Below are 13087 nucleotides of genomic sequence, written 5' to 3'. Positions count from 1 at the left end.
GATTAGAGCTGCGTTCACAACTCTGAAACCGATTTCAATAAAGGCAAAGATACAGATTGAAACCGGTTTCAGCAATAACTAAACGATCTTTTTCTGATCGAACTACAGACTAATCAAAAGTCAGCGTTACGATCAGTGCTCTTCAAAATATTGATCATGTGTGTGTTTGCTAGATTGGTCTTGAGTTCCGGGATAGAACTGAACCAAAGTCTGATCGGCTAGTGTGAGGTGAATCCAACCCTCTTTGACTTTCAGCCAATTGGTGCCGTTGGTCTCGTAGACGGCAGGAAAACTGCCCCAGCCTGACTCTGATACCTGCAACTCTTGAAAACGGTCAATTGGAGTGAGTTTATTGCTGTTGAAATCAGCATCGGAGTAAACCAACAGAGTCTTGATAGCATCGTTTGGCTTATACGTATAACAGCTCACAGAGGCTGAAGTGCGATCAAACCACTGGTAAGGTTGTGCGCCTGTTAAATCATAGACCGTACAGTCGTTAAATTGAATGGCCCACTCTTGGTGAGCTTTAAAACCGAGGTAACCTATGGGTTGTGATGGTTCAGGTTTCGAGTCCGTCTCCTGCTCATACACAGGTTCTGAGGTAGCACATCCCATAAGCCCAAGACTAAAAAGGAAAGTCACAGCAAGCTTCATCATTGTCATACCTCAGTTCCGTTAGTAGATGAGTAACTCAATTGAGTCTCTACATTAAACGGTAAGTTCCAAGCGATTACCATCAGGATCGAGCACACAGCTCTCATAATAACCATCGCCTGTTCTTCTTGGGCCATCTAAGCGCTCATAGCCGTCTTCGACCAAACGTTGAGTCAGTTGATCGACCGCTTGTTCCGACCCTAATGAAATCGCCATGTGGATGAAGCCTGTGAACTGGTCATAGATATCGTCTTTCGATTCAGGGACAGAGTACATTTCCATGATCTCTAAGCGACTACCGCTTTCAAAAGACAAGAAATATGAAGAGAAGCCTTTGCTTGGATTGTGATATTTCTGGTTGGACGTTGCACCAAAGTAATCCTCATAAAAACGTTTAAGCACTTCGAGTTGTTTGGTCCAAATTGCGATGTGTTCGATCTTCATTTTTATCACCTAATGTTTACATATGACACTAGATTACTCGTCAGACAAGGAAGGATAAACAGAACATAATTCATCAAAAGTGTTCCTATTTAATGGTCAGTTCCGTTATCAAAATACCAACAATTAGCTGCACAGTATTAACATCTAAATTTGTGCAATACATAGCTTTGATCCATAGTCGGTGTTTTACACAATCTGAGATTCAAACTGTGAGCTTTTTAAAACTGATACTACTTGCGGCTATATGGGGAGGCTCGTTTCTTTTCATGAGAATGGCCGCTAATCCATTAGGGCCCGCAGTCTTGATTGAAGCGCGAGTTCTGTTTGCAGCACTTACTCTGCTTTTAGTTTCTTTCTATTTAAAAAAGAAGCTCTCTTTTCATGATCACGCTAAACACTTCTTCATTCTCGGGCTGTTTAACACCACACTTCCTTTTTTGCTTTTCGCTTATGCCGCGCAGACACTGAACGCCTCGACACTCGCCATCTTGAACTCTACCGCGCCAATATGGGCGGCGATCATTGGTGCAATATGGACCAAAACAGCACTCGAGGCGAAAGTTCTATTGGGACTTGGGATTGGGGTAACGGGAGTTGGCGTGTTAGTCGGTTGGGATGCGATGAACATTGGCCGTGAGGCTATGCTTCCTATCTTTGCAGCAGTGATGGCGGCCTTTAGCTACGGAATAGCGTCAAACTATACCAAACAAGCCCCTAAAGTTGAGGCATTCAACAATGCTCATGGCAGCATGTGGGCTGCGGTGTTGCTGGTTTTGCCATTTGTATTCTTTATTCCGATGAGAGAAACACCCGACGTTACGATCACTACGTCGGTTATCTTATTAGGCGCGGTATGTACTGGGTTAGCGTATCTACTTTACTTCAATCTCGTCTCTGAACTCGGCGCACCTTCAGCCCTGTCCGTAACCTTCATCATTCCGGTATTTGGTATTCTCTGGGGTAACTTATTCTTAGATGAAGCAATTGGCATCAATACGATTGTTGGTTCAATTCTGGTTATCACCGGCACCATGTTGGTGACAGGAATGTCGCCAATGAAAATGCTCAAAGCCGCTCGTCAGAAACGCGCACAATAAGTTGATTGAATCCAAAAAACCTAATTAAGACCCTCAAGTAACAGAGACAAAAACGGCCTCCAAATGGAAGCCGTTTTTCATTGAATCGTTAACAGCTTTGAGAGCCCGTCATGTATTGTTGAATCTTGGTTCTTAACCATTGATGTGCCGGGTTTAAGTCTGTTCGTTTATGCCAAATCATATACTGTTTCATCGGTAATACCTCAAAAGGCTGCTCGAGAACTTGCAGTTGGAATCGCTCCGCAAACTGATTAGCAAAACCTCTAGATGTACTACCAACACAGTCGGAGCCAGAGACCAACACACACATCGTCATTAATGAATCACATTCGGAACTGACTTTTCGCTGCTGTATCGGATTTTTTGTAAAGTAATCCGCGGTGTAAAGGTGAGAGCGACGCATTCTGAAGGTGATGTGTTTCTCATGATAATACTGCGCTTCCGTTACCGATCCATCAATCCTTGGATGCCCTTTCTTGGCGATCAGCACGAGCTCATCTTCAATCACTTGCTGGTTCATATAGCCATTCACTTGTGGGTAGTGAATATCGATCGCTAAGTCGGCTTGCTGCATGCTCAAACTCTGTAGAAGGTCTTCCTCATTGCTTGGTACCATATTGAATTCAATTGAGATATTACCAAGCGTATCATCCTTTTCTACAAGGGGCTGAAGCTTGGTTAAACCGATCTCGTTGACCAGAATTCGAAACACATGATGCTGCTGATTATCGAACTGCTTTAAGGTACTGACCGCGCTGGTTATCCCGTCCAATGCGGGCTCTATACGTAACGCCAACTGCATCGCTGCATTGGTCGGCGTTATACCTCGACCCTCTCGAATAAAAAGGTCTGTACCCAGTTGTATTTGCAGCCGTTTCAATGCCCCACTGACACCGGGTTGAGTCATACCAAGCGATTCTGATGCAAGCGTGATCGACTTTAATCGGTACACTTCTAAGAACACGCTCAGTAGATTTAAATCCAACTTTTCCATGGCGCTCACCGTTACTCTCCCTGTCAATGTGCTCTTAATCAATCATAGGTCAGGTTTTATCTTCGTTCCCTAACCATTGTACGACTCAATACATAGCCAATCGTGATGTGTTAACTAAAGCTTACTTTATTTTTTGCTATATGTCTTAGGCATATAATTCCCTCAACGAAACGAAATCCCGAATTGAAGAGGCACCTATGACTCCATCACGCACTTTCAAAAATGCATCACTGTTCCTAGCAATCTCTATTGCGTTTCCTGCTGTTGCAGCTAACCATGACCACGCACACTTTAGCGATATCGGCGATCAGGGTGGCAAAGACGCGACCGAGATGACGACGAAAGCAAACCAAGAATTCGCGAAAACGCTGAACTTCGACGACACTCGCGCGTTCGAAAATAACAACAAAGGATTGATTGCGAGCTTCGATCAAGAAACTGGCGATATTATTCGTAACAGCTTCAACTTCATCGATCCTAGCGTGAACAATGCCGATCAAGCGCCCGATTCAGTGAACCCTTCGCTTTGGCGTCAAGCCGTGCTGAACCAAGCTGCTGAAGGTTTGTACGAAGTTGTCCCGGGCAAAGTGTATCAAGTACGTGGTGCCGATTTAGCGTCTATTTCTTTCATCCGCAGTGACAATGGTTGGATTGTTTACGACGTTCTTCTCACAAAAGAATCCGCAGCTAAGTCATTAAAGTTCTTTAAGAACAACGTGCCTGATGGTGGCGACTTACCTGTAGTAGCGATGATTTACTCACACTCACATGCCGATCACTTTGGCGGTGCACGAGCAATCAAAGACGCGTATCCAGATGTAAAAGTATACGGTTCGAAAAACATCACGAAAGAAATCGTCGACGAAAACGTACTGGCAGGTAATGCGATGTCTCGACGTACCGCTTATCAATATGGCGCAACACTGAATCGTCATGAGCACGGTATTGTGGATGCGGCACTCGCGAAAGGCTTGTCGACTGGCACCATTACTTACGTATTGCCGGATTACGAACTTAACCACAACGAAGAAATTGAAACGCTGGTTATCGACGGCCTAGAGATGCAATTCATGGATGCATCAGGTACTGAAGCGGCATCAGAAATGGTGACCTATATTCCAAGCATGAAGGCACTTTGGACTGGTGAGCTAACGTATCAAGGCATGCACAACCTCTACACATTACGTGGTGCAAAAGTACGTGATGGCTTGAAGTGGTCTAAGAAAATCAACGAGATGTTGGTCACTTGGGGTGAAGATACCGAGGTGCTATTTGCCTCTCACTCATCGCCAATTTGGGGCGAACAAGAGATCTCTGACTACCTAAAAATGCAACGTGATGCTTACGGTTTCACACATAATCAAACACTTCGTTTAGCCAATAACGGTGTGGTTCTACAAGACATCGGTGACGAAATTTACAAGGTAATGCCAGACAGCATTCAACAGTCTTGGCACACCAATGGTTACCACGGTACCTACTCGCATAACGCTCGTGCGGTGTACAACATGTACCTTGGTTACTTCGACATGAACCCAGCGAATCTGAACCCGCTACAGATTCACCCAGAGTCGGTTAAGTTTGTTGAATACATGGGTGGCAGTGACGCAGTGATTGAGAAAGCGCAGCAAGATTTCCAAGAAGGCGAATATCGCTTCGTTGCAACAGCACTGAACAAGGTTGTCCAAGCGGAACCAGAGAACAAAAAAGCGCGTGGTTTACTGGCCGATACTTATGAACAGCTAGGCTATCAATCAGAAGGCGCAGGGTGGAGAAACATCTATCTAACAGGTGCTCAAGAACTGCGCATCGGCACACAGCCGGGCGCACCAAAAACGGCTTCTCCGGATGTCTTGGCGAACATGACCATCGAAAACTTGCTGGATTACTTAGCGGTAAAAGTGGATTCATTGAAGGCGCAAGACACACCGTTTACCATGAATATCCAATTACCTGATGTGAAAGAGTTCTACTACGTAGAGATGTCGAATGGCAACCTGAACAACATTCAAGTAACTGACCTGCAAGGTGCCGATACCACACTGATCATCAACAAATCAGATGTATCAGACATCGTACTGCAGAAAACGACACTCAACCAATTATTGGAAGATGGCCAAGCGGGCGTGAAAGGAGACAAAACATCGTTGAACAAACTGCTGTCTTCATTGACTGAAGCTGATACCTCTTTTGAGATTGTTCCTCGTCCAAACAAAGGCGAAGAAGTGGATGCAGAGCTATACCAAGATTCAGCTGTGCACGCGCATTAAACGTCCGATACACTAAATAGATAAAAACGACAGCAGTTAGCTAGAAAAACGTTCGATAAAGAACACACAACAAGCCCTTACCTTTTGGTCGGGGCTTTCTTGTAAGGGGAGCATTATGCATACTTGATAAAGGCTTGGCTTAACCTCTGAAAGAGTGAGTCTACGTTGGGTAGGGTTTTCAGATGAGCGTACAGCGGAGTATGAACCTGCGCATTCACCACGGTCGGGTTATCGCAAATTTGATTATAAAAATTCACAGGCGCAACGATGTTCTCTAAGTCGGCATCTAACAAGATACAAGCTTGCGAAAGTACAATTTGGCCGCCCCCTTGTTTAAGCAATACACGCTGCGCAGTACCCACTATTTTTTGTTTATTGATATTGAGGTTGTAGTCACCATCACAATAAGAGCCGGGGGTTGCGTGTACATCCACATCAATGCCCAGATCCTTAAAAAACAAGGTTAATACATCGCATAAATGTCGATACGCTTTTTGGATGTTGTAGGCTTGATCACGAGGCCAATGGTAAATGTGCGATAGGTTTATGATTCCCGGTAATTGGGGAACGGGAGCGCCACCTGTTTTACGCGAGGTGAGTTGCCAACCTTGTTCCGCGAGTTGCTGTCTAGATTCTACGGTCACTGGCCACTTTTTACCTGCGGGCAAAACGAGTGTTGGCGTTTTTGCTTGCCACAGCATTAAGGCTTGTCCAATCTCACCAGCCTGTATTTGCTGCAATAACTCAGCTTCTTTTTCAAACGCACGATCAACATCAATGTGCGGGTAACGCACGAGTTTATTCGTTAACTTCAATGCACTTTTCCTCTACAGATTGTGGTGACTTAGTATTTAGCGTTCTGAGATAGTTTACGAGATATGTCGATGTCGCTATACGGGATGGAAACAGCACCAAAATTTAATTATTGGTGCCATAGTCGTTTGTTATGCGAATTTTCACAGGTTAGTAGATTCCAAAACAAACTGTCTATGGTGTTCATTGTAAACTTCAACAATTTCATGAGTTCGAGTCTCTGAAGAGTAGTCTCGAATTTCAATACGTTTATCGATCAACTCAGAAATACGACTGCATTCTGCTTTCAACACATTCAATGCATCTTCATGATATGGGTATTCTGGCGATTCCCAAGCTTGGTAATATTCATTGGCGTCACGTACACACAATATTAGAACAGCTTTCGAATATGAGACCTCTACGCCATCAAATATTTTAGTTTTATCACCATCTAAAACGTGCCCAACTATGTTAAAAGCATCGATGAACTTAGGATGAGACTCAATTCTCCTCTCTATTGAAACGTAGTTTTTAAGCCAACTGAAAATCATATTGCCTCCATTCGCATAACGAATGACATGGATTCCCCCTACCGAGGATCTGCCACACTTATGTGGTACTTAAATGCATCGGAGGCACCATGTCTGATTATTCTTATTTCTGCGGTATCGACCTAGCTAAAAACCACTTTAGTCTTCATGTCGTAGACCAAAAAGGTAAGGTTATACTTCATAAGTCGGTAACTCGCTCTAACCTACTGACTAAAATAGCAAATATGCCACTCATGCGTATAGATATTGATGCGTGTGGTAGTGCACATTATTGGGAAAGGGTGATCTAAATTATGCCGAGGCTATCTCCAAAACAGTCCGACACCTTTTCTCGATAACACAGGGGCTTGATTGCTTCTGTCTGACAAGGTTGTCTGATATGGTGGCGGCAGAACTTCAGCAATTGTTTAGATAGTATTGAATATGAAAACACTAACCATACTTGATGGCGGCATGGGCCGAGAACTCAAAGAAATCGGCGCGCCATTTTCTCAACCGCTTTGGAGTGCTCAAGCGCTGATTGAAGTACCCGACTTTGTTAGCCAAGCGCATCAAAACTTTGTCGATGCAGGTGCTGAAATCCTGATCGCCAATAGCTACGCGTGTGTACCCTTTCACTTAGGCGAAGAACTGTTCGAGCAACGAGGCTTTGAACTCGCAGCACTGTCTGGTGAGCTGGCTAAAGCAGTTGCTGACAATGCATCTCACACCGTAAAAGTCGCGGGCGCGATTCCACCGCCATTTGGCAGCTACCGACCAGACTTATTCAAGGTAGAAGAAGCAGCGCCAATCATCCAAACGCTTTACGATGCCCAAGACCCGAACATCGACCTTTGGATAGCAGAAACTATCTGTAGCCTACAAGAATTCGATTCCATTCATGCGGTTCTTAAGCAGTCAGATAAACCTTGTTACTACGCATTCAGTTTGGAAGACACCAAGGGCGATTCTGCCCATATTCGATCTGGCGAGAGCGTAACAGACGCCATCAAACTTGCCTGCCAATCGAACGCGAAAGGCATTATGTTTAACTGCTCAGTGCCTGAAGTGATGGATCAAGCCATTATCGATGCTAAGCAAGTGATTGGTGAGTTAGGTAGTGATTTAGAAATTGGTGTCTACGCCAATAACTTTGCACCGATCAGCCGCGAACATGAAGCGAATGGCATATTTCAAGAAATGCGTGAACTGGATGGCCAAGGTTACTTAACTTACGCTAAACGCTGGCACGCTCTTGGCGCGAATATTATCGGTGGCTGTTGTGGCATTGGGCCAAAACACATTCAAGCCCTAGCCGATTGGAAACGCTCCCTACAGAGCTAATCCTGAGCTTAAACTAGAATAAAATAAATAGAGAACAGGTTGAGAAATCTGTTCTCTATTTGTATGTGGCGTCTCTGAGTACACTGATACAAAACAACGATTTGGAGCAACTGATGAGCGACACGCAACGTAAAATTAAATGGGGTATCGCTGGGCTAGGCAATATCGCCAATCGATTCGCAACAGCTGTAATCGAGCACTGTCTGCATGGTGAATTGTATGCCGTTGCCGCAAGAGATCACTCACGCGCAGCGACGTTCGCCAATAAGTTTGGTTGCGACAAGGCTTATGGGTCTTATGAAGCCATGGCGAATGACCCTAGTGTTGAAGCGGTTTACATCGCTACGGTTCATCCTTATCACAAGCCTTTAGCTGAACTGTTTCTAAGCCATAAAAAACACGTATTGGTCGAGAAGCCCGCTTTCACCAATCTTGATGATTGGCTGGAGATGAAAGCTCTCGCAAATCAAAATGGTGTGATGTTGCTAGAAGCAATGAAAACCGTGGTGTTTCCCGCGTATCGTGAGCTTCAATCATTTTTGGTCGACAACAACATTCAGATAGATTCAATCGAAGCCAGCTTTGGTAACCATCATGACTATAAGCCGGGCTTATTTATCTTCAATCCGGATTTGTCAGGCGGAGCAACGCTTGATGTTGGGGTCTATGGGCTTTGGTTCTTTTACGATCTGTGCAGAACACTGGGGGTGACCCCTTCAGAACCTCAGGTAGAGATGTCGTGTCTGTATGAGGGCGCGAATGTCGATACCGATGCGTGCTTTACATTCTCTGGTGATATGAACGGTAAGATATCGGCATCAACAGTGCAGAACCTTCCCCGAACGGCACACTTGACTGGGCCTGATACCAAAATCACCATTCACGAAAAATGGTGGAATCCAGCCTTTATTGAGATTGAACATCAAGGGCAAAAGTCGACCATCAACAAACGAGTGACGGGCAATGGGTTCGAATTTGAAATCGACCATTTTTCAGGTTTGGTGCTTCAAGAAAAAACTGAATCGGATATCCTAAGCTCAGAGATAACCTCTCAAGTTCTCGACACGATGGAAAAAGCACTCATTGACTCTGGCTATCAACACTTAACTCAACCTCGTCGTTAGGAAAAGCAAATTGGGCAACCTTAAGCGCAAGCTTGAACTGTATGAAAAGATATTTCAGGCTTTTGGGCCTGGAGTATCGCATTGTCAGGTCAACCAACTGGCTACACTGCTGCATGTGAGTGAACGTCATGTTCAGACCTTAATAAAAGCGATGACAGCACAAGGTTGGATTGAGTGGCAAGCCAGCTCAGGCCGCAGCAAGAAAGCACAACTCACGTGTCTGGTTGAGCCCATTGAGGCGTGTTACCAATACACACAAACCCAAGCCGATGCGGGTAATATAGAACAGGTGTTTAGCACCTTAAGCTTCAATGGCCGCAATGCTGGCGCTGAGTTACAAGCCTTTCTAAGCAATACCAATCCGTCGGCGCAGAATATCGCGTACATCCCCTTTCACCGAGAACTCGAGGCTCTTCACCCTCAACGAGTACTTAGACGCACCGAACGCTTCTTAGTGATGCAAGTTTGCCAACGCCTAACCTCAGTTAAGCACGGTAAACTCAGCGGCGATCTGGCTTATCATTGGCAGCCTAATGAAGATGCGACACAGTGGCAATTTCAGATTCGCAATGGTGTTCACTTTCATAACGGTCGAACACTCGAACCTCAAGACATAACGCGCAACCTAAACTCGCTCTGCCAAAGCAAAATATGGCGTCGCTGTTATCAGCATATTGATGAGGTCTCTGCCTCGGCAGGTAATGTGGTTGTCGTAAAATTAAATCAACCTGATTGGCATTTACCGCGCTTACTTTCCAGAGTTGAAGCCTCCGTCTTTGATCCCTCATCACCGACTGATAGGCTGATTGGTTCTGGCGCGTTCTCATTAGACATATTCTCAAGCAAAATGTTGAGATTGACCCGTAATAGCGCCTATTCACACAGCACGCCGATTCTCAATCGAGTCGAGTTGTGGGTCTATCCAGAGTGGGCACAAAGCAAAGCCTGCGCTCAAAATCAGGTGTGTGTGAAACTGCCCGAAAAGACGACCACCGTGCGTGGCGATGACCATGCTTCCCAACCGGATTTCGGTTCAACGTTTTTCAAGGTTCAGAACCCAGCATTAACTAAATCAGTTCGTGAATTCACCGTTGAAGACACCTCTGAATGCCAAACCCTTTTCGATCAATTATCAGTATCCGGCGACAGCAAAACCAACGTGGAATATGGGAACTACCTAACTACCAAAGACGTCGTGCTATGCAGCATTATTGATGAGAACGACCCCTTCACTTCGTGGTTAAGCTTTTTCACTCGCTTCCCCTTTGAGGACTTAGCGCTGCCAACTGAGATGCTAGAGACAATAGAACAAGGCTTAGCCTCAATAAGAAGCCAGCCAAACTTTGAGTTAGCGATGAATGCACTGTTAGCACTCAAGCATTGGTTGAATAACTCTGGGGTTGTGGTTGAGCTCAAACAAGAGGCGTTCAACTTAGAGGTTTCTGAAAAGATACACGGCGCACAAGTGAATGGCTTTGGTTGGTGTGAGCTCGACCAATTATGGATCAACCATTTGTGATTTATGGCTAGACAAGTTTGCTAGCCTTACCTACTTTCATATAATGGAGCTTAGCCGACGATCGCATAGCTGTGACTTGAGTCTGAGCCACTACCAATACGCTCTGCAGAGACTGGTTGTATTACCGCGACAATATGATCTTTCTTCTAGAGAAAAACCTAAAAACCTGCTTCGGTCAAAAAGCAGGATTGTGTATTAAAGTCATCAATGAGCCGAACGTTGAGCCAATACTAACAGCGAGTTCTAACCTTGGATGTGAAAGTAATAGCGGCCACAATTAGCGCGCAACACACCAAACTCACGCCTAAGTTTTGCACCATACCAACAACGGCCAGTCCAGAGCCAATCATCAAATAATAAAGCAAACCTAACATCGCGCCAGCGCTGCCCGCCTGTGAACGGTAGTCGACCAACGCACCGCTCAAAACATTAGGGATTGCGATACCAAACGCCATCACCACCAACATCATTGGTAACAGGAACCCAATATGATGCTGCATCGCTAACACGCCCAAAGAGCCAAACATCAACAAACCGCAGGCAACGCTGAGTAATGTATTTTGAGAAAAACCTTTGTCTAATAGTATCTTGTTTAGGTAGCTGCCTAGGAATGTACCTGATCCCAAAACAACACCGCTATAGCCAAACATCTCTGCATTGAGCCCAAGTTCTGAAAAAGTAAAAGCGCCTAATTGGTAATAAGAAAACAGCGCGATGTTGTACAACGCCACCAGCATGGCAGAGGTCCAAATTTGGCGATCTTTTAACATCTTAAAACCCAGCGCTTTAAGTTGCGTTGGCTGTTTTGCCTGCTGAGTTTCTGGGAGCATCTTTACATTGTAAATTAGCACTAACATGACCAATGCAAACAACGCAGAGAATACTGCTTGGTGACCGCCCACATGAACGAGCTGACCACCTAATAGCATCCCGACAACAGGGCTGATCGATAGTCCAATTCCCATAAAACTAAAAACCTTAGCAAGCTCATCACCACTAAACACATCACGGAGCATGGTTTGTGTCACCACAGAACCAACGGCGATACCAAATGCACTCGTAGCTCTCGCCAACATCAAAACAGTAAAGCTTTCGGTTTGCATTGCCGTTATTGCTGAACAAGCAAAGATAGTTAACCCGAGCAGCATGATTGGTCGTCTGCCCCACTTATCGGCCAAGATTCCCCATACCACCACACCAATCGCTAACGCCGAAAAGTAAACCGAGAGGGTTTGGGCGGCTTGAGCGTTGGTCACGGCAAAAGACTGCGAAATAGAAGCTAAAGCCGGGCTATAAATGGTCTCTGCAACTTGCGGAAACATCAGTAGCACCATCATCTGCCATAGCGAAGGTTTTGTTTTCATCATTTATTCCAATATCAATCAACTTGACGGGCAGTCTAGTGGAAACTAACCTTGACTCGTTAACAACATTAAAACCAAAAACATCAAGATTGAGACAAATGGCATTCATCAATGAAACAACCGTATTTGACGTAGATTCAATCGTTGATGCAAATGGCATCAAAGCAAACGTCGTGGGGATTGCTGCAGATCTCGGACAGCATGATTCTGGAATCCATCAGCACAATAAAGGGCAACTTCTTTACGCGCCATACGGCTGTATTACGCTCACGCTTGACAATGCTCTGTGTATTTTACCGCCGACCAAAGCCGTGTGGATCCCGCCACACGTGCCGCACCGAGCGCAGATGACCAATGTGGTCTCTTATCGTTCTTTATATTTTGATACCGCTCTGTTCGAGTGCCCGCCAGAAATCACAACAGTCAAAGTCGATGATTTATTGAAAGCACTGATCAACAAAATGGCGCTGTGGGATTGGGATATCACCATGAATAAAACAACCACAACTTGTACGTTGTTCTGGGAAGAATTCAACCAAGCGAAGCAGCAATCTTTGGTATTGCCACTGCCGACAGATCGCCGATTAAAACGTTTTAGCGAGCAAGTTGGAAGAGAAGATTTCTTGGTTCCACCACTCAATGAACTCGCTCAATCGGTTGGGGCGAGCACTAAAACTATCACGCGATTGTTTAGGGCTGAAACAGGAATGACTTATCAAGACTGGCGTCAGCAATGGCGACTCATTAAGTCGATTGAGCTACTCGCCCAACACTTACCTGTCAGTGATGTTGCCCATCGTCTTGAATTCTCTTCAGATAGCGCCTTTATTGCCTTTTTTAAGCAACAAACTGGGCAAACGCCGTTGGCTTTCGCTAAGTTAAGAACTTAACTCTCGAGCCAAAACTCACATATTCCCTCTAATCTCAAAAACAAAAAAAACAGAATACGCGT

At 45.1% G+C, this 13087-nt stretch carries 12 protein-coding genes and 1 pseudogene; 7 read left to right on the top strand and 6 right to left on the bottom strand.

All coding sequences use genetic code 11. The features are described from left to right. Positions 1 to 132: 132 nt before the first annotated feature. Together OCV30_RS17425 and OCV30_RS17420 are read right to left on the bottom strand one after the other, a co-directional pair. Positions 133 to 657, bottom strand: coding sequence for a hypothetical protein (locus OCV30_RS17425; RefSeq protein WP_065679253.1), 525 nt, complete (start codon positions 655 to 657; stop codon positions 133 to 135). 51 nt (positions 658 to 708) lie between these two features. After that, complete coding sequence (locus tag OCV30_RS17420) at positions 709 to 1098, bottom strand: VOC family protein (RefSeq protein ID WP_017102273.1); 390 nt, start codon at positions 1096 to 1098, stop codon at positions 709 to 711. 266 nt (positions 1099 to 1364) lie between these two features. On the opposite strand from OCV30_RS17420, the gene OCV30_RS17415 reads away from it, so the two are divergent. Further along, positions 1365 to 2195 (top strand): DMT family transporter, encoded by an 831-nt coding sequence (locus OCV30_RS17415; RefSeq protein WP_029222796.1) that lies wholly within the window; start codon positions 1365 to 1367, stop codon positions 2193 to 2195. An 88-nt stretch (positions 2196 to 2283) separates the two neighbouring features. On the opposite strand, the gene OCV30_RS17410 is transcribed toward OCV30_RS17415, so the two are convergent. Further along, a complete protein-coding gene (locus tag OCV30_RS17410) occupies positions 2284 to 3198 on the bottom strand; it encodes a LysR family transcriptional regulator (RefSeq protein ID WP_065679184.1) in 915 nt (304 codons plus the stop codon). Between the two features lie 188 nt (positions 3199 to 3386). On the opposite strand from OCV30_RS17410, the gene OCV30_RS17405 reads away from it, so the two are divergent. Continuing rightward, a complete protein-coding gene (locus OCV30_RS17405) occupies positions 3387 to 5459 on the top strand; it encodes an alkyl/aryl-sulfatase (protein WP_065679183.1) in 2073 nt (690 codons plus the stop codon). Between the two features lie 113 nt (positions 5460 to 5572). Here OCV30_RS17405 and OCV30_RS17400 read toward each other — a convergent pair whose 3' ends face one another. Both OCV30_RS17400 and OCV30_RS17395 read right to left on the bottom strand, forming a co-directional pair. Beyond that, positions 5573 to 6274: a lipoate--protein ligase family protein gene (locus OCV30_RS17400; protein ID WP_065679182.1), complete on the bottom strand. Its 702-nt coding sequence runs from the start codon at positions 6272 to 6274 to the stop codon at positions 5573 to 5575. Between the two features lie 141 nt (positions 6275 to 6415). Continuing rightward, a complete protein-coding gene (locus OCV30_RS17395) occupies positions 6416 to 6805 on the bottom strand; it encodes a hypothetical protein (RefSeq protein WP_065679181.1) in 390 nt (129 codons plus the stop codon). Positions 6806 to 6894: 89 nt separating this feature from the next. On the opposite strand from OCV30_RS17395, the pseudogene OCV30_RS17390 reads away from it, so the two are divergent. The 4 genes and pseudogenes from OCV30_RS17390 to OCV30_RS17375 form a co-directional block, all read left to right on the top strand. After that, positions 6895 to 7092 (top strand): annotated as a pseudogene (locus OCV30_RS17390) (IS110 family transposase); the annotation flags it as partial. Between the two features lie 136 nt (positions 7093 to 7228). Continuing rightward, entirely contained in the window at positions 7229 to 8128 is a 900-nt protein-coding gene (locus OCV30_RS17385; RefSeq protein WP_065679179.1) for a homocysteine S-methyltransferase family protein, read from the top strand. A 113-nt stretch (positions 8129 to 8241) separates the two neighbouring features. After that, complete coding sequence (locus OCV30_RS17380) at positions 8242 to 9252, top strand: Gfo/Idh/MocA family protein (RefSeq protein WP_065679178.1); 1011 nt, start codon at positions 8242 to 8244, stop codon at positions 9250 to 9252. A gap of 10 nt (positions 9253 to 9262) precedes the next feature. Next, positions 9263 to 10771 (top strand): SgrR family transcriptional regulator, encoded by a 1509-nt coding sequence (locus tag OCV30_RS17375; protein ID WP_065679177.1) that lies wholly within the window; start codon positions 9263 to 9265, stop codon positions 10769 to 10771. A 230-nt stretch (positions 10772 to 11001) separates the two neighbouring features. On the opposite strand, the gene OCV30_RS17370 is transcribed toward OCV30_RS17375, so the two are convergent. Beyond that, positions 11002 to 12135, bottom strand: coding sequence for a multidrug effflux MFS transporter (locus OCV30_RS17370; protein ID WP_065679176.1), 1134 nt, complete (start codon positions 12133 to 12135; stop codon positions 11002 to 11004). A 98-nt stretch (positions 12136 to 12233) separates the two neighbouring features. Here OCV30_RS17370 and OCV30_RS17365 point away from each other — a divergent pair, with 98 nt between their 5' ends. After that, entirely contained in the window at positions 12234 to 13025 is a 792-nt protein-coding gene (locus OCV30_RS17365; protein WP_065679175.1) for an AraC family transcriptional regulator, read from the top strand. The last annotated feature ends 62 nt before the right edge of the window (positions 13026 to 13087 follow it).

Source organism: Vibrio atlanticus, assembly GCF_024347315.1.
In the GTDB taxonomy this organism is placed as follows: domain Bacteria; phylum Pseudomonadota; class Gammaproteobacteria; order Enterobacterales; family Vibrionaceae; genus Vibrio; species Vibrio atlanticus.
This window is presented reverse-complemented; position numbering and strand designations above follow the sequence as displayed.

Excerpts from the sequence above, each read along its gene's own strand:
- OCV30_RS17370 (WP_065679176.1), bottom strand. The coding sequence starts at position 12,135 with ATGAAAACAAAACCTTCGCTATGGCAGATGATGGTGCTACTGATGTTT.
- OCV30_RS17365 (WP_065679175.1), top strand. The coding sequence starts at position 12,234 with ATGGCATTCATCAATGAAACAACCGTATTTGACGTAGATTCAATCGTT.
- OCV30_RS17415 (WP_029222796.1), top strand. The coding sequence starts at position 1,365 with ATGAGAATGGCCGCTAATCCATTAGGGCCCGCAGTCTTGATTGAAGCG.
- OCV30_RS17425 (WP_065679253.1), bottom strand. The coding sequence starts at position 657 with ATGATGAAGCTTGCTGTGACTTTCCTTTTTAGTCTTGGGCTTATGGGA.
- OCV30_RS17420 (WP_017102273.1), bottom strand. The coding sequence starts at position 1,098 with ATGAAGATCGAACACATCGCAATTTGGACCAAACAACTCGAAGTGCTT.
- OCV30_RS17395 (WP_065679181.1), bottom strand. The coding sequence starts at position 6,805 with ATGATTTTCAGTTGGCTTAAAAACTACGTTTCAATAGAGAGGAGAATT.
- OCV30_RS17385 (WP_065679179.1), top strand. The coding sequence starts at position 7,229 with ATGAAAACACTAACCATACTTGATGGCGGCATGGGCCGAGAACTCAAA.
- OCV30_RS17405 (WP_065679183.1), top strand. The coding sequence starts at position 3,387 with ATGACTCCATCACGCACTTTCAAAAATGCATCACTGTTCCTAGCAATC.
- OCV30_RS17380 (WP_065679178.1), top strand. The coding sequence starts at position 8,242 with ATGAGCGACACGCAACGTAAAATTAAATGGGGTATCGCTGGGCTAGGC.